This is a genomic window from Comamonas sp. MYb21 (assembly GCF_037479395.1).
Taxonomy (GTDB): domain Bacteria; phylum Pseudomonadota; class Gammaproteobacteria; order Burkholderiales; family Burkholderiaceae_C; genus Comamonas.
Map to the genome: position 1 here is coordinate 55,933 of NZ_JBBGZC010000012.1, position 15,210 is coordinate 71,142.

Consider the following 15,210-nt stretch of genomic DNA (forward strand, 5'->3'; position numbering starts at 1 on the left):
GCTGAGAAGGGACGCCGGCCGGCATCCCTGCCAAAGGCTAGAACGGCTGCAGGCCCAGCGCGCTGCGAAAGCGGTTCTTGATGAAGGGGCCATCGCGCGGCGGCAGCGCGCGGGGCGGCTCATCGGCATGGATCAGCGCCTGCACAAAGGTGGTGGCCTTGCGGGCGTTGATATGCGCGGCCAGCGCATCGGCTTCGTCCAAGGTGCGCAGCTGCTGCACCTGGGCAATGCCAAAGCCGCGCGCCACGGCCACCAGGTCGGTGCCCAGGCTGCTATGGCTTTTTTGCATGCCGGTCTCGCCGTAGTGGCCGTTGTCCAGCACGACGATGCTGAGGTTGGCAGGCGACTTGGCGGCAATCGTGGCCAGGCTGCCAATGCCCATCATCTGCTCGCCGTCGCCGGTGATGACCACCACCGGGCGTGCGGGCTGGGCCAGCGCAATGCCCAGCGCCACCGACGAGGCACCGCCCATCGCGCCCCACAAGTAGTAGTTGTGGTCGCGGTCACCGGCGGCAAACACATCGTAGGAGGCCGAGCCCAGGCCGGTGACGACCAGCGCCTCGGGGGTCTTGGCCAGCAGGCGCGCCACAAACAGGCGGCGGTCCATGGCGGCGGAATTCTCGCGGGTCTGCATTACTTTCTCTCCCATTTCTTGCGGCCGATCACGTCCTGGCCAATCAGCACGGCGATGCGGGCGCCGGCCATGAAGGCGCCATCAAGCGCTGCGCTAACGACCTCTTGCGCATCTTCGGGGCGGCGCACGCGCATCACATGGATGCCCATCAGCTCCATCGCCGCCTGCGTGGCCCGGCCCATCGGCGCTTGCCAGGGGTTGAACTCGGCGTACTCGCCGCGCATCGTGACGATGGTGACAAAGGGGATGTCGGCGGCGCTGAGCAGCGAGAACATGTTGATGCAGTTACCGACACCGCTGCTTTGCATCAGCAGCACGGCGCGCTGGCCGCCCAGCCAGGCGCCGGCTGCCACGGCCACGCCTTCTTCTTCGGTGGTCAGCGCCACATCGGTGATCTCGGGATCGGCGATCGCGCTCTTGATGACATAGGAGTGGCCCGCATCGGGCACATAGGCCACTTGCTGCACGCCGGCATCCTTGATGGCCTGAAAAATGTCTTTTTGCCAGGGTGGTGGGTTGGGGTTTGCGTTCATCTGCTTTCCGTTTTGTGAACCAGTGAAGGCATCATAAAATGTGATGATGTGATTTGAATAATCACCATTTTTGATACCACTATCACGCAATCTGATCGAGGCTGCAGCATGGATTTCAAGCAACTCAAGGCCTTCCTGACCGTCGCCGACACCGGCAGCGTGACCCGCGCATCGGAGCTGCTGCATGTGGTGCAGCCGGCGGTGTCGCGCCAGCTGAAGTTGCTGGAGGAAGACCTGGGCTGCGCGCTGTTTGAGCGCGAGCGCCATGGCATGGTGCTGACCGAGCAGGGCCAGGAGCTGGCCAGCTATGCGCGCCGCGCCTTTGGCGAGCTGGAAAAAGCGCGGCTGCAGCTGGCCGGCACGCAAGAAGAGGTGACGGGTCTCGTCACCATTGGCCTCTTGCCCAGCACCTGCGATGTGGTCTCCAGCGCGCTGGTGGCGGCGATGGCCAGCCGCTACCCGGGCATCAAGCTGCGCTTGACCGTGGCCTATGCGGGCACGCTGCGGCCTTGGCTGGCCAACGGCCAGGTCGATGTGGCCTTGCTGTATGCGGCCGAGAAGCATCCCGACCTGGTGCTGGAGCCGTTGATCGAAGAAGAGCTGTGGGGCCTGGGGCCCAAGGGCTGCGGCATGGCCGGCGCCAAGGCCGTGCCCATGGCCGATATGGCGCGCCGCGCGCTGGTGCTGCCCAGCAACCCGCATGGCATCCGCCTGCTGGTCGAGCATGCCTGCGCACTGGAGAACCTGCAGCTCAACATCTGCGTGGAGACCGATGCGCTGCCGGTGCAGCGCAGCGTGGTGATCGATGGCCTGGGCTACACCATCTTGCCGCCGATTGCGGTGGTCAGCGACCTGGCAGCCGGCAGGCTGGAGGGCGCGCCCTTGACCGAGCCCGAGCTCAAGCGGGTAATTGCGCTGGCCTACGCGGCCAACCGCAGCATGACCAGGCCGGTGCGCGCCACCTTGGCGGTGCTGCGCGAGATTTTGGCGGCGGCCGTTGCCTCGGGCGGCTGGCCCAGCGGCAAATGGCTGGGCGCTGCAGCGGCAAAGGCGAGCCCACCATGAAAAATGCCCGCCCATCCCTGCGGCAGGGATGGGCGGGCGCCTTTGGGTGGGGCAGGGAGGCTTACTTCAGGTCAAAGCGGTCCAGCTCCATCACCTTGGTCCAGGCGGAGACAAAGTCCTTGACCATTTTTTCCTTGGCGCCGGTCTGGGCATAGACCTCGGCCACGGCGCGCAGGATGGCGTTGGAGCCAAAGACCAGGTCGGCGCGGCTGGCCGTCCAGCGCTGGGCACCGCTCTTGCGGTCCACGCCGACAAAGCTGCCGTCCTCCTGAGGCTTCCACTGCGTGCCCATGTCCAGCAGGTGCACAAAGAAGTCATTGCTCAAGGTGCCGGGCTTGGCCGTCAGCACGCCTTGCTGGTTGCCTGCGGTGTTGATGTTGATGGCGCGCAGCCCGCCGACCAGCACCGTGAGCTCCGGCGCGGTCAAGGTCAGCAGCTGGGCCTTGTCGATCAGCAGCGCCTCGGCCGGCGCGGCAAAGCGGCCTTGCAGGTGGTTGCGGAAACCGTCTGCCTTGGGCTCCAGGTACTGGAAGGATGCGGCATCGGTCTGCTCGGCCGTGGCATCGCTGCGGCCAGCGTGGAAGGGCACGGTGGCAGGCACACCGGCATTGGCAGCGGCCTTTTCGACACCGGCATTGCCCGCCAGCACGATCAGGTCGGCCAGCGAGATGCGCTTGTCGCCATCGGCGGCCTTGTTGAAGCTGCGCTGAATGCCTTCGAGCACGCCCAGCACCTTGGCCAGCTGCTCGGGTTGGTTCACCTCCCAGTCCTTTTGCGGGGCCAGGCGGATGCGGGCACCATTGGCGCCACCGCGCATGTCCGAGCCGCGGTAGGTCGAGGCCGAGGCCCAGGCCGTGCCCACCAGCTCCTGCACCGTCAGGCCCGATGCCAGCACCTGCGCCTTGAGGCTGGCCACATCATCGGTATTGACCAGCGGGTGGTTGACAGCTGGGATCGGGTCTTGCCAGACCAGCTCTTCCTTTGGCACTTCCGGGCCCAGGTAGCGGCTGCGCGGGCCCATGTCGCGGTGGGTCAGCTTGAACCAGGCGCGGGCAAAGGCTTCGGCAAAGGCCTGGGGATTTTCCAGAAAACGGCGCGAGATCTTTTCATAAGCCGGGTCCTGGCGCAGCGACAGGTCGGTGGTCAGCATGGTGGGCTTTTTGTTCGGGCCGCCATGCGCATCGGGGATGACATCGGGCGCATCCTTGGCCACCCATTGGATCGCGCCGGCAGGGCTTTTCTCCTGCACCCATTCGTACTTGAACAGGTTCTCGAAGAAGAAATTGCTCCACTGCGCGGGGGTCTGCGTCCAGGTCACTTCGAGGCCCGAGGTGATCGCATCGCGCCCCGAGCCGGAGCCAAAGCTGCTGGTCCAGCCCAGGCCCTGGGCTTCGATGCCATCGGCCTCGGGCTCGGCGCCCACATGGCTCGCTTCCCCAGCGCCATGGGTCTTGCCAAAGGTGTGGCCGCCGGCGATCAGGGCCACGGTTTCTTCATCGTCCATCGCCATGCGGGCAAAGGTCTCGCGGATGTCGCGTGCCGCCGAGATCGGGTCGCCGTTGCCATCCGGGCCTTCGGGGTTCACATAGATCAGGCCCATCTGCACGGCAGCGAGCGGGTTTTCCAGGTCGCGCTCACCGCTGTAGCGGCTATTGGCCTTGTCGCTGGTGGCCAGCCATTCCTTCTCGGCGCCCCAGTACACATCCTGGTCGGGTGCCCAAGTGTCGACGCGGCCACCGGCAAAACCAAAGGTGCGAAAGCCCATGGTTTCCAGTGCGACGTTGCCGCACAGGATCATCAGATCGCCCCAGGAGAGTTGGTTGCCGTATTTTTGCTTGATGGGCCACAGCAGGCGGCGCGACTTGTCGATATTGACGTTGTCCGGCCAGCTGTTGAGCGGTGCAAAGCGCTGCTGCGCCCGGCCTGCGCCGCCCCGGCCATCCTGCACGCGGTAGGTGCCAGCGGCATGCCAGGCCATGCGGATGAACTGCGGGCCATAGTGGCCAAAGTCGGCCGGCCACCAGTCCTGCGAGTCGGTCATGACGGCGCGCAGGTCGCGCTTGACGGCTTCGTAATCGAGCTTCTTGAATTCGTCGGCGTAGTTGAAGTCTGCGCCCAGTGGGTTGTTGTCAGGATGGTGCTGGCTGAGCAGGTCCACACGCAGCTGGTTGGGCCACCAGCTTTGGCTGGTCGTCCCATTGCCTTGGGCAGCCGTCTCGCTGTTGCGTGCAGTGGCGCTGTGAAAGGGGCACTTGGATTCTGTGGTCATGTGGGGTTCTCCGGTTCAAGCTGACGGGACGCCAGATACCGCGCGGGTATCCGAAATAAGGAAATTCCGATGAATGCACCGGTTTCCATGGTTTTTTATTATGAACGCCTTGGGTCTGCCCAGCACGCTTGCGCCGATTGAATATCCGCAACGCGGTGATTGAGAAAAATCACACACACCGCAGGCGCGCGGTGCGGACGGGCGCAAGAGAAGGCAGACAGGGGCCATTACAGCATTGCTTCCCAAGCCATGGCCGTCAGACAATGCCTACAAGCGTTCGCGCCGATCAGGCGGTATGCGCGGGCAGAGGCCCGCGCCGTCAGTGCTCAGCCGCGCACATCCTTGACCAGGGTGCTTTTGCCAAACAGGCTCTGCACCAGGTCCACCACCAGCTCGGCAGTCTGGTTGCGCAGGTCGAGCGCCGGGTTGAGCTCGACGATATCGATGGAGCCCAGGAGGCCGGTGTCGGCAATCATCTCCATGCACAGCTGCGCTTCGCGGTAGTTGGGGCCGCCGCGCACGGTGGTGCCGGTGCCGGGGGCAATCTCGGGGTCGAGAAAATCCACATCAAAGCTCAGGTGCAGATGGGTCTGGCTCGGGTCACAGCCGGCCAGCGGCGCCAGTGCGCGCAGCATGGTTTCGCGCATGCCCAGCTCATCGATGGCGCGCATGTCGAACACATCGATGTTGTGGGTCTTGATCAAATGCTTTTCCTGCGCATCCACGCTGCGCAGCCCGATCTGGCACAGCGACTGCGGGCCCAGCGCCGGTGCAAAACCGGCCAGGTGGGTGAGCTCGCGCGGGCCCAGGCCCGAGAGGCAGGCCACCGGAATGCCATGGATATTGCCCGAGGGAGAAGTCTCGGGCGTGTTGAAGTCCGCATGGGCATCGAGCCAGAGCACAAAGAGGCGCTTGCCGGTGTCGCGGCAGTGGCGCGCCACGGCGCTGATCGAGCCGACCGCCAGGCTGTGGTCGCCGCCCAGCATCAAGGGCATGCGGCCTGCGGCTAGTTGACCATGCACGGCGTCGTGCACCGCCTGGTTCCAGGCAACGGCTTCGGCAAAGTTGCGCAGATCGCCATGCCCGGCATCGCGCGGCTTGCGCTGGTTGGCCGGGCCCGCCAGGTTGCCCAGGTCGCGCACCTCGTAACCCAGCTCCGTCAAGGCGGGCCCCAGCTGCGCCACGCGCAAGGCATCGGGCCCCATCGCGGCGCCCAGGCGCCCGGCACCGATGTCGGTGGGCACGCCGATCAGGCTGATGGGGGTGGCGGGGGTGTGCAGCGGAGCGGCGCTCAGGTCAGGCAGGGATGGCATGGCGGTGGGCTTGGGTGGGGGCAGGGTCGTTGGGGCGGGCGGGCGGCAGCAGCAGCTCAAACAGGTTTTTCGGATTGCGCAATTGTGGCAGCAGCGCCAGCGGTTGCAACAGCTGGTGCTCACGGGCCAGCGCATGCATATAGCGCAGCGCGGTGTAGTCCTCCAGCGCAAAGCCGACCGAGTCGAACACCGTTATCTCGTCCTCGTGCTGGCGGCCCGCTTGCTCGCCGCGCAGCACCTGCCACAGCTCGGTCACGGCAAAGTCCTCGGGCATATGCTGGATCTCGCCTTCGATACGGCTTTGCGGCGCAAATTCAACGAAGACCTTGGCGTCGGGCAGGATCGCGGCATCGAGCTCGGTCTTGCCGGGGCAGTCGCCCCCCACCGCATTCAGGTGCATGCCGGGCTGCACCATCGCACGGCTGACGATGGTCGCATTGGCTTTGTCGGCCGTGACCGTGGTGACGATGTCGGCCCCTTGCACCGCCTCGGCCGCGCTCTTGCAGCGCTGCAGCTGCACGCCGGGGATTTGCGTCCTGAGGTTGTGGATGAGCTTGTCGGTGGCGGCAGGGTCAATGTCAAACAGGCGCAGGCACTGGATGCCCAGCAGGCCTACAAAGGCCAGCGCCTGGAATTCGCTCTGCGAGCCATTGCCGATCAGCGCCATGGTTCGGCTGCTGCGCCGCGCCAGCAGCTTGGCGGCCATCACCGAGGTGGCGGCGGTGCGCAAGGCGGTCGTCAAGGTCAGTTCGCTGAGCAAAATGGGCGCGCCGGTGTCGGCCCGCATCAGCGCGCCAAAGGCCATGATCGACGGAATGCCCAGCTGCGGATTCTTGGGGTGGCCGTTGACATACTTGAACGCGAAGTGGCTGGCATCGGCCACGGGCATCAACTCCATCACGCCGTCGGGGGTGTGCTGGGCCAGGCGCGCAGTCTTGTCAAAATCCTCCCAACGAGAAAAATCCTGCTCCAGCGCGCTGACCAAGCCGCGCAGCAGTTCGGTCAGGCCCACGCGCTGCACCAGCGCAGCAGCGGCATCGGTGCTAAGAAAGTCAACTTGGCCGGGGTGGGTTGTCATGGTGATGGCTCCTGGTTTGTCGTTATCGCGACCCGCTGCGCAAGCCCCAAGGCGGTGCCGCAGTGTCTGCAAACAGTGTCTGTCCAAGTGGCCATAAAGCAAAGTGCAAAAAATGGTAGAAAATGACAGTATTCAGAGCAATTTGTCAGGCCTCGTTGTGCATATCGATAATATTGACCAAGCCTTGATCAGCCTGCTGCGCCAGAATGCGCGCGAGAGCGTGGCCACCTTGGCGGGCAAGCTGGGCGTGTCGCGCGGCACCGTTACCAACCGCATGGACCGCCTGGAGCGCGAGGGCCTGATCGTGGGCTACAGCGTGCGCCTGCGCCCCGACGTGCAGCCCGACGTGCTGCGCGCCTGGATGAGCATCGAGATCACCGGCAATGACACGCGGCGCGTGATGGCGTCCTTGCTTGGAGAGCCCGGCGTCGCCGCGCTGCACAGCACCAATGGCCGCTGGGATCTGCTCGCCGAGCTGCAGGTGGCCAGCCTGGAGGCGCTGTCCCAGGTGCTCGAACGCATCCGGCTGATCAAGGGCATCAGCAACAGCGAGACCAGCATCCACCTGGAGAGTTTTCGGGTGTCCTGAGCGATCTTCTGTTCAGGGCTTGTCGCTCAGCAAAAATGCCAGCGCCTGATGCAGTTGCTGCTGAGCGTCTTCAGTGATGAGCGCATCATGGGCCAGCACCAGGCGCTGCACCGGCCAGGCGCAGATGTGGGCGGCGGCTGCGCTGGCAGCGGCACGGTCCCGGATCGCAAAGCGCAGCGCACGCGGCATCGCCAGGCGGCTGCGCGTGCCATTGAGGCTGTTGAACAGGCGCGCCGACAGCGACAGATCCTGCGGGTAGTACTGCAGCACATCGGTCACGATCAGGCTGGCGCTGGGCTGGTGCAGCCAGACGCATTCATTCAGGATGGGCAGGCCTGCAAACGCCTGCATCTGCAAAGCGGGCTGCCAGGCTGCGGGCAATGCCTGGTCCAGGCTTTGCAGCTGGGGCAGGTCGGGACGTTTGGCCGCCAGGCCCGCTGCGCCCCATAGCGCTGCCAGCGGGTAATGCGCCTGCCATGCACCGGCAAACAGATTGTGCATGCGGTTGGGCGCAACGATCCAGCGCACATCGCCCAGGGCATCCAGCGCTGCGCGCAGCGTGGGCGTGGGCGCAATGGGCGAATGCAGCCACAGCGCGCCACCGGGCAGGCGCACAACGGTCATGCGCGTGCGTACCGGCAGGCCGTGCACGCTGATCTGTTGGGTGGCGCTCCAGAGGTCGTCGGTGATCCGTTCAAGCATGGTGGGCCTGGTTGCAGTGGAGGGGAATGCCTTGGATTTTCATTGTGAATCCGGGCGCGCAGGTGCAGAAAATCTGGCAATGGTCAACAATGGCAGCCATCTTTTGAGGAATCGTACATGCACTATGACGTGGTGATTGTGGGCGGCGGTGCAGGCGGACTGGAACTGGCCGCACAACTGGGGCGCAAACTGGGCGCGCGCGAAGGGCGCGAGCGCGTCTTGCTGGTGGACAAGATGCCTTTCCACATCTGGAAGCCCACCTTGCACGAAGTGGCCGCTGGCACGCTGGATGCGCACCAGGAAGGCCTGTCCTACACCGTGCTGGCGCGCCGCAACCATTTCAGTTTTGCGATGGGCGAATGCATGGGGCTCGATGCCGCCAAGCAAAGCATTGTGCTGGCACCGGTGATCAACGATGCCGGCAAGCAGGTGGTGCCCGAGCGCGTCATCAGCTACCAGCATTTGGTGCTGGCGATGGGCAGCGGCTCCAATTCTTTTGGTACGCCTGGCATTGAGCATGCCTATTTGCTCGAGAGCGTGCGCGACGCGCAGCGCTTCCATGCCGACTGGCTTGGCGCCTGCGCCCATGCCTCGTATGCCGAGCCGCGCTCGCTGGCCGTCGCCATTGTGGGCGCCGGTGCCACCGGCGTGGAGCTGTCGGCCGAGTTGATCGAGGCGCACCAGATGCTGCTCGAGAGCCTGTCGGACAGCCAGCGCTTTAGGCTCGATATCAGCCTGATCGAAGGCGGCGAGCGGATTCTGGGCGGGCTGCCGCCCCGCATCTCGGAGCAGGCCCGTGTGGCGCTGGAGCGCAAGGGCGTGCGGGTGATGACCGGTACGCGCGTGCAGTCGCTGGCGCAGGGCCAGGTGATCACCTCCAACGGCGAGGTGCCGGCCGATCTGATCGTCTGGGCCGCGGGCATCAAGGCCGCCGACAGCAATGCCCGCCTGGGGCTGGAGGTCAACCGCATCAACCAGTTTGTCGTGGACGACCACCTGCGCACCAGTGCCAGCCGCATCTATGCGATGGGCGATTGCGCCGCTGCCACCTGGACTGAAGGCAAGACCGTGCCCGCCCGCGCGCAGGCGGCGCACCAGCAGGGCAGCTATTTGTGCAAGCTGCTGTTTGCCGCGCTCAAGGAGCGCTCGTTCAACGAAGTGTTTGTCTACCAGGACTTTGGTTCGCTGGTCTCGCTGGGCGACAACAAGGGCGTGGGCAATCTGATGGGCGGGCTCTCGGGCAAGAACTTCTTTGTGCAGGGCCTCATTGCCAAGTGGATGTATATGTCCCTGCACCTGATGCACCACCGCGCCATATTGGGCACCGGCAAGACGGCGGTGCTGGCGTTGGCCCGTTTGCTGCAGCAACGCGTATCGGGCCGCATGAAGCTGCATTGATGCAGAACTGCCTGGCAGGTCCAGGCAGTTTTTTGCGTGGCGTTCAGATATCGTCCGGCCCGAGCACGATATCGAGCGAGCTGCCGCCAGCCAGCAGCTTTTGCACCAGCTCGGCCGATGAATCGGCGCCATATTTGCGCATCAGCCGGGTGCGGTAGATTTCGACCGTGCGGTGGCTGATACCCAGGCCCCGGCCAATCTCCTTGCTGGTCATGCCTTCGAGCAGATGGGCGGCCACCTCGCGTTCGCGGGCCGTGAGCTCGGCACGCACCGGGCGCAGCGCGCTCAGGTCCTCAAAGCTCCAGACGCCGCCTTCATGCGGGTCCTCGCGGTTGAAGGCGCGGCCCATCACATGGCACCAGAACATCTCGCCATTGGCGCGCTTCATGATGCGGTTGTCCGAGTACAGGCCGTGCGCGCCCATGATGGGCGCGATGCGCCGGCCCAGGCGCTCGAACTCGTCGGCACTGGGGTAGAGGATCTGGAAGGACTGGCCCATCATCAGCTCGCGCGAGGTGCGGAACATATCGCAGACCTGCTCATTGCAGTCGATCATGACCCGCCGGTGGGACACCACCAGGCCCACAGGCGCCATTTCGAAGGCTTGTCGGTAGTCGAGTGGTGTCACTGCCATGGCAAAAATTGTCCCCTTTACGAAATACTACGTATCCTAATACGTAGTATGCTTGATTGGCGAAACAAGCCCTTCTTATCAGGAGACAAGTGTGAATAAGATCTACCCCAGTGCTGCGGACGCGCTCAAAGGCGTGGTGGCAGACAAGCAGTTAATGGCCGTGGGCGGCTTTGGCCTTTGCGGGATTCCCGAGGCCTTGATCGAAGCGCTGCGCGACAGCGGTGTGAAGGACCTGACGGTGGCATCGAACAATGCCGGTGTGGACGGTTTTGGCCTGGGCAAGCTGCTGGAGACGCGCCAGATCAAGAAGATGATCGCGTCCTATGTGGGCGAGAACAAGGAGTTCGAGCGCCAGTACCTGGCCGGCGAGCTGGAGCTGGAGTTCACCCCCCAGGGCACCCTGGCCGAGAAGATGCGCGCTGGCGGCGCCGGCATCCCCGCCTTCTTCACCAAGACCGGTGTGGGCACGCAAGTGGCCGAGGGCAAGGAGCTGCGCGAGTTTGATGGCGAGACCTATGTGATGGAGCGCTCCATCGTCGCGGACGTATCGCTGGTCAAGGCCTGGCGCGCGGACAAGAGCGGCAACCTGCAGTTCCGCCTGACGGCACGCAACTTCAACCCGGCAGCAGCGACCTGCGGCAAAGTCTGCATCGTCGAGGTCGAGGAGATTGTTGAAGTCGGTGCCCTGAAGCCCGACGAGATCCATCTGCCGGGCATCTATGTGCACCGCCTGGTGCTCAACGCCACTCCCGAGAAGCGCATCGAAAAGCGCACCATTACCGAAAAGCACTAAGGAGCCAGTCATGCCTTGGACCCAAGACCAAATGGCCGCACGTGCGGCGCAAGAGCTGGAAGACGGCTTCTATGTGAACCTCGGTATCGGCATTCCTACCTTGGTGGCCAACCACACCGGTGACAAGGAAGTGTGGCTGCAATCGGAAAACGGCATGCTGGGCATCGGCCCCTTCCCAACGGAAGAAGCCATCGACGCCGACCTGATCAATGCCGGCAAGCAGACGGTGACGACGATTGCCGGCTCGTCCATCTTTAGCTCGGACCAGTCCTTTGCGATGATCCGTGGCGGCAAGATCAACCTGTCCATCCTGGGCGCCATGCAGGTGTCTGAAAAGGGTGACCTGGCCAACTGGATGATTCCAGGCAAGATGGTCAAGGGCATGGGCGGCGCGATGGACCTGGTGGCCGGCGTCAAGCGCGTGATTGTTCTGATGGAACACGTAGCCAAGAAGAAGGACGGCACCACCGACTTGAAGATCCTGAAGGACTGCACCCTGCCATTGACCGGCGTGGGCGTGGTGGACCGCATCATCACCGATCTGGGTGTGTTCGATGTGGTGCCCGAAGGCCTGAAGGTGGTCGAGCTGGCTCCCGAAGTCAGCTTTGACGACGTGCAGTCCAAGACCGGCGTCAGCCTGATCCAGTAAGCGCAGCCGCCCAGCCCTTGCGGGCTGGCACAGCACGAGCGGGCCCGCCCATCGACCGATGGCGGGCTTTTTTCATGGGCGGGCAGCGGCTGTCGCTTTCCCCATTGCCGGGCCAGGGCGCAGACGACATACTGCGCATATCCCTGCAAAGAATCTTCAGCCCCATGAACGCTCCCTTCGCGCCCGCCGATCTCTCCCACCCTTTGTTTATCCGCCCCGATGTGCTGCGCATGCGCGAAGACATGGCGCTGGCCTTGCGGGCTGCTGCGCATTTTGGCCTGGGGGAGGGCGTGTGCAACCATTTCAGCATGGCGCTGCCTGATGGCCAGCATTTTCTGTTGAACCCGCGCGGCCTGATGTGGAGCGAGATCCAGGCGGACGATGTGGTGATGGTCGATGCCCAGGGCAGCGTGGTTGCTGGCGGCCATGTGGTTGAGCCGACCGCAATGTTCATCCATGCCGCCGTGCACCGCATTGCACGCAAGACCTGTGTGCTGCACACCCATATGCCCTATGCCACCGCCTTGACTCTGACGACGCAGCGCGCGCTGGACACCACCCTGAGCCAGAACGCCATGCGCTTCCACGGCCGCCTGGCCATTGACGCGCAGTACAACGGCTTTGCGTTGGACGACAGCGAGGGCGCGCGCATTGCACAGGCCATGCAGGGTGCGGACATCAGCTTTTTGGGCAACCACGGCATCATCGTTTGCGGTGAACGCATGGACTATGCGTTTGACGATCTGTACTACCTGGAGCGTGCCTGCCAGTCCCAGGTGCTGGCGCAGTCGACCGGTGTGCCGCTGGCGCCCTGCGATCCGGCACTGGCCGCGCGCGTGGCCGAGCAGGCCAATGGCGAGCGCCTGCAGTCGACGCTGTTCTTTGAGGCACTTCGTCGCCAGATTCCCTGACACTCCCCTCATATTTCTCTTGTCCGTCGCGCCATTAACGATACGGCAAGAGTCGTGCGCGGTTTCAAAAATCCAATATACAGGAATTAATTTCTGTTAAAATGGATGCATGACGGTTGACGAATTGCTCTCTGCCAAGGTGCGTGCCCTGCGCAAACAGCGTGGCCACACCTTGGAGGTGCTGGCGCAGCGCAGCGGTGTCAGCCGCTCGATGATTTCTTTGATCGAGCGCGGGCAGACCAGTGCCACCGCCGCAGTGCTGGGCAAGCTGGCCCAGGCCTTGCAGGTGCCGCTGGCAGCGCTGTTTGCCGATGACCGCCAGGCACAGCCGCCGCAGCCCTTGGCGCGCGCAGATGCGCAGCCGCGCTGGCGCGACCCTGCGACCGGTTATGAGCGCCGGCAGCTGAGCCCGGTGGGGTTTCCTGCGCCGTTTGAGATGGTGGAGGTGGTGTTCCCGCCCGGCCAGCGCGTGGCTTTTGACAACGGCCTGCGCAGCCAGCCCTTGCACCAGCAGCTGTGGCTGCTGCAAGGCGAGCTGCAGCTGAGCCTGGGCACGCAAAGCTGGCATTTGCAGGCAGGCGATTGCCTGGCCATGGTGCTCGACCAAACCCTGGTATTTAGCAATCCCGGCCCCGAGCCCGCCCGCTATTTGCTGGCGCTAGCGGCGCTGGGTGATAGCCTGCCGGCCTTGCCTGTGGTTTTTCCTGGAGAGATGGATGACTGAGAGACACTGGGTGCGCTGCACCCACGACCGGCATGCGCCGGCAATTTTGGCGATTCTGAACGACGCCATCGTCAACAGCACGGCGCTGTATGACTACCAGCCCCGCAATGCGGGCAATATGCGTAGCTGGTTTGACGCCAAGCTCAAGGGCGGCTACCCGGTGATTGGTGTTGAGGATGCCGCCGGCGAGCTGTTGGGCTTTGCCAGCTATGGCGCCTTCCGCGCCTACCCAGCCTACAAGTACACGATGGAGCATTCGGTCTATGTGCGCGCCGACCAGCGCGGCCAGGGCCTGGGCCTGCAGCTGATGGAGGCCATCATCGACGAGGCGCGCAAGCAGGATGTGCATGCACTGGTGGGCGCGATCGATGCGGACAACGCCGGCTCGATCGCCTTGCATGAGCGGCTGGGTTTCAAGTCCGTCGGCCTGATGCCCCAGGTGGGCTTTAAATTTGGGCGTTGGCTGGACCTGGCCTTGTACCAGTTGCTGCTGCAAACGCCGGCGAATCCGGTAGACGGCTGAGGCTGCTGGGCGCGCACTGCTGGCCGCGCGCCGCTGGCCGTGCACCGCTAGCCGCGCGCCGCTTGCCGCGCGCCACTGGCCGTGCGCCACTGGCCGTGCGCCACTCGCCGTGCGCCACTGGCCGTGCACCACTAGCCGTGCGCCACCCACAGCAGCCCACGCTGCCATGGGATAATCACTTTTTTCGCGCAGCGCAGGCCCGGCGCTGGTCAATCGACCGCACCGGCTTGCGATGGCTGTATCGAGGCTCGATCACTCTGCGCAGTGGCCGCGCAACCTCTGGGTTGCCCGCGGCACTTGCCCTGATCCTTGGAATGGCACTTCGCTGCCAGCATCTGCCTTATGTCCCATCGCCAGCCTGTTCGCATCAGCGACATCCACAAGTTCGACACCATTGTCGACGCCCGCTCCCCTGCCGAATTCGCGCTGGACCGCATTCCCGGAGCGATCAACTGCCCGGTGCTCAGCAACGAAGAACGCGCCCAGATCGGCACCATCTACAAGCAAGTCAGTCCGTTTGAGGCCAAGCGCCTGGGCGCTGCCTATGTGAGCGCCAATCTGGCCCGCCACCTGCACGATACCTTCCACGACCGGCCCGCGAACTGGAAGCCGCTGGTCTATTGCTGGCGCGGTGGCCTGCGCAGCGGCTCGATGGTGACCTGGCTGCGCCTGGTGGGCTGGGATGCGCAGCAGCTGGCCGGCGGCTACAAGGGCTTTCGCGGCCATGTGATCGGGCGGTTGGAGTCACTGGTGCCGCGCCTGCGCCTGCAGGTGCTCTGCGGCGCTACCGGCAGCGCCAAGACCCGGGTGCTGCATGCGCTGGCCGAGCAGGGCGCGCAGGTGATTGACCTGGAAGGCTATGCCAGCCACAAGGGCTCGCTGCTGGGCCAGCTGCCTGGCGTGGAGCAGCCGAGCCAGAAGCACTTTGAGACCTTGCTGGCCACGCAGATCGGCCAGTTCGATCTGGAGCGCCCGGTGTTTATCGAAGGCGAAAGCGCCAAGATTGGCCGCATTTCCGTGCCGATGGCCCTGGTCGAGCATATGCGCCAAGCGCCGGTCATTGAGGTGCAGGCATCCGCACAAGCCCGCCTGGCCTATTTGCTGCGCGACTATGCCTACCTGGGTGCCGATGCCGGTGTGCTGGCCACCAAGCTCGGTTACCTCAAGGAGCTGCAAGGCAAGGAAGTCGTGGGCCGCTGGCAAGGCTGGGCAGCGCAAGGCGAGCTCGCGCCGCTGTTTGCCGAGTTGATGGACCTGCACTACGACCCGCATTACGAGCGCAGCCAGGCGCGCAATTTTGCCCGCTGGGCCGCGCGCCAGAGCCTGCAGACCGATGACCTGTCGGATGCGCGCATTGGCGAGTTGGCCGCGCAGATCCGGCAGCTGGCTGTTTAG

16 protein-coding genes are annotated in these 15,210 nt (G+C 64.5%); 9 read left to right on the top strand and 7 right to left on the bottom strand.

Annotation, left to right across the window (positions count from 1 at the left end; translation table 11 throughout):
- Positions 1-37: 37 nt before the first annotated feature.
- Entirely contained in the window at positions 38-649 is a 612-nt protein-coding gene (locus WH367_RS18335; RefSeq protein ID WP_339537150.1) for a thiamine pyrophosphate-dependent enzyme, read from the bottom strand.
- Positions 634-1,167, bottom strand: a complete 534-nt coding sequence (locus WH367_RS18340; RefSeq protein ID WP_021025876.1) for a thiamine pyrophosphate-binding protein — start codon at positions 1,165-1,167, stop codon at positions 634-636. The genes WH367_RS18335 and WH367_RS18340 overlap by 16 nt, the downstream gene beginning before the upstream one ends.
- 108 nt (positions 1,168-1,275) lie before the next feature.
- On the opposite strand from WH367_RS18340, the gene WH367_RS18345 reads away from it, so the two are divergent.
- Positions 1,276-2,232 (top strand): LysR family transcriptional regulator, encoded by a 957-nt coding sequence (locus WH367_RS18345; RefSeq protein ID WP_021025875.1) that lies wholly within the window; start codon positions 1,276-1,278, stop codon positions 2,230-2,232.
- A 61-nt stretch (positions 2,233-2,293) separates the two neighbouring features.
- On the opposite strand, the gene katG is transcribed toward WH367_RS18345, so the two are convergent.
- From katG to WH367_RS18360, 3 genes are all read right to left on the bottom strand, one after another.
- Entirely contained in the window at positions 2,294-4,501 is a 2,208-nt protein-coding gene (gene katG / locus WH367_RS18350; RefSeq protein WP_339537151.1) for a catalase/peroxidase HPI, read from the bottom strand.
- A gap of 326 nt (positions 4,502-4,827) precedes the next feature.
- Entirely contained in the window at positions 4,828-5,814 is a 987-nt protein-coding gene (gene rocF, locus WH367_RS18355; RefSeq protein ID WP_339537152.1) for an arginase, read from the bottom strand.
- Positions 5,798-6,892, bottom strand: a complete 1,095-nt coding sequence (locus WH367_RS18360) for an ornithine cyclodeaminase (RefSeq protein ID WP_339537153.1) — start codon at positions 6,890-6,892, stop codon at positions 5,798-5,800. Before WH367_RS18360 ends, rocF begins: the two co-directional genes overlap by 17 nt.
- A 163-nt stretch (positions 6,893-7,055) precedes the next feature.
- Here WH367_RS18360 and WH367_RS18365 point away from each other — a divergent pair, with 163 nt between their 5' ends.
- Complete coding sequence (locus tag WH367_RS18365) at positions 7,056-7,481, top strand: Lrp/AsnC family transcriptional regulator (protein WP_116924455.1); 426 nt, start codon at positions 7,056-7,058, stop codon at positions 7,479-7,481.
- A 12-nt stretch (positions 7,482-7,493) separates the two neighbouring features.
- Here the strand turns inward: WH367_RS18365 and WH367_RS18370 are convergent, their stop codons facing one another.
- Complete coding sequence (locus tag WH367_RS18370) at positions 7,494-8,183, bottom strand: DUF4336 domain-containing protein (protein WP_339537154.1); 690 nt, start codon at positions 8,181-8,183, stop codon at positions 7,494-7,496.
- Positions 8,184-8,300: 117 nt separating this feature from the next.
- Here WH367_RS18370 and WH367_RS18375 point away from each other — a divergent pair, with 117 nt between their 5' ends.
- Positions 8,301-9,581: an NAD(P)/FAD-dependent oxidoreductase gene (locus WH367_RS18375; RefSeq protein WP_230776782.1), complete on the top strand. Its 1,281-nt coding sequence runs from the start codon at positions 8,301-8,303 to the stop codon at positions 9,579-9,581.
- Between the two features lie 43 nt (positions 9,582-9,624).
- On the opposite strand, the gene WH367_RS18380 is transcribed toward WH367_RS18375, so the two are convergent.
- Entirely contained in the window at positions 9,625-10,215 is a 591-nt protein-coding gene (locus WH367_RS18380) for a PAS and helix-turn-helix domain-containing protein (RefSeq protein WP_021025868.1), read from the bottom strand.
- Between the two features lie 91 nt (positions 10,216-10,306).
- Between WH367_RS18380 and WH367_RS18385 the strand changes: the two genes are divergently transcribed.
- From WH367_RS18385 to mnmH, 6 genes are all read left to right on the top strand, one after another.
- Positions 10,307-11,008: a CoA transferase subunit A gene (locus WH367_RS18385; RefSeq protein WP_021025867.1), complete on the top strand. Its 702-nt coding sequence runs from the start codon at positions 10,307-10,309 to the stop codon at positions 11,006-11,008.
- Positions 11,009-11,018: 10 nt separating this feature from the next.
- The gene (locus tag WH367_RS18390; RefSeq protein WP_021025866.1) at positions 11,019-11,657 is read left to right on the top strand and encodes a 3-oxoacid CoA-transferase subunit B; all 639 of its coding nucleotides are present in this window, start codon (positions 11,019-11,021) and stop codon (positions 11,655-11,657) included.
- A gap of 164 nt (positions 11,658-11,821) precedes the next feature.
- Positions 11,822-12,568, top strand: a complete 747-nt coding sequence (locus tag WH367_RS18395) for an aldolase (protein ID WP_339537155.1) — start codon at positions 11,822-11,824, stop codon at positions 12,566-12,568.
- Between the two features lie 109 nt (positions 12,569-12,677).
- A complete protein-coding gene (locus tag WH367_RS18400; protein ID WP_339537156.1) occupies positions 12,678-13,292 on the top strand; it encodes a helix-turn-helix domain-containing protein in 615 nt (204 codons plus the stop codon).
- A complete protein-coding gene (locus WH367_RS18405; RefSeq protein ID WP_027010647.1) occupies positions 13,285-13,815 on the top strand; it encodes a GNAT family N-acetyltransferase in 531 nt (176 codons plus the stop codon). Before WH367_RS18400 ends, WH367_RS18405 begins: the two co-directional genes overlap by 8 nt.
- A gap of 342 nt (positions 13,816-14,157) precedes the next feature.
- Positions 14,158-15,210, top strand: a complete 1,053-nt coding sequence (mnmH, locus tag WH367_RS18410; protein WP_339537157.1) for a tRNA 2-selenouridine(34) synthase MnmH — start codon at positions 14,158-14,160, stop codon at positions 15,208-15,210.

Bases quoted from the DNA above. Each gene is read 5' to 3' on its own strand.
- rocF (WP_339537152.1), bottom strand. From the start codon at position 5,814: ATGCCATCCCTGCCTGACCTGAGCGCCGCTCCGCTGCACACCCCCGCC.
- WH367_RS18390 (WP_021025866.1), top strand. From the start codon at position 11,019: ATGCCTTGGACCCAAGACCAAATGGCCGCACGTGCGGCGCAAGAGCTG.
- mnmH (WP_339537157.1), top strand. From the start codon at position 14,158: ATGTCCCATCGCCAGCCTGTTCGCATCAGCGACATCCACAAGTTCGAC.
- katG (WP_339537151.1), bottom strand. From the start codon at position 4,501: ATGACCACAGAATCCAAGTGCCCCTTTCACAGCGCCACTGCACGCAAC.
- WH367_RS18375 (WP_230776782.1), top strand. From the start codon at position 8,301: ATGCACTATGACGTGGTGATTGTGGGCGGCGGTGCAGGCGGACTGGAA.
- WH367_RS18340 (WP_021025876.1), bottom strand. From the start codon at position 1,167: ATGAACGCAAACCCCAACCCACCACCCTGGCAAAAAGACATTTTTCAG.
- WH367_RS18395 (WP_339537155.1), top strand. From the start codon at position 11,822: ATGAACGCTCCCTTCGCGCCCGCCGATCTCTCCCACCCTTTGTTTATC.
- WH367_RS18370 (WP_339537154.1), bottom strand. From the start codon at position 8,183: ATGCTTGAACGGATCACCGACGACCTCTGGAGCGCCACCCAACAGATC.
- WH367_RS18405 (WP_027010647.1), top strand. From the start codon at position 13,285: ATGACTGAGAGACACTGGGTGCGCTGCACCCACGACCGGCATGCGCCG.
- WH367_RS18345 (WP_021025875.1), top strand. From the start codon at position 1,276: ATGGATTTCAAGCAACTCAAGGCCTTCCTGACCGTCGCCGACACCGGC.
- WH367_RS18335 (WP_339537150.1), bottom strand. From the start codon at position 649: ATGGGAGAGAAAGTAATGCAGACCCGCGAGAATTCCGCCGCCATGGAC.
- WH367_RS18360 (WP_339537153.1), bottom strand. From the start codon at position 6,892: ATGACAACCCACCCCGGCCAAGTTGACTTTCTTAGCACCGATGCCGCT.
- WH367_RS18380 (WP_021025868.1), bottom strand. From the start codon at position 10,215: ATGGCAGTGACACCACTCGACTACCGACAAGCCTTCGAAATGGCGCCT.
- WH367_RS18400 (WP_339537156.1), top strand. From the start codon at position 12,678: ATGACGGTTGACGAATTGCTCTCTGCCAAGGTGCGTGCCCTGCGCAAA.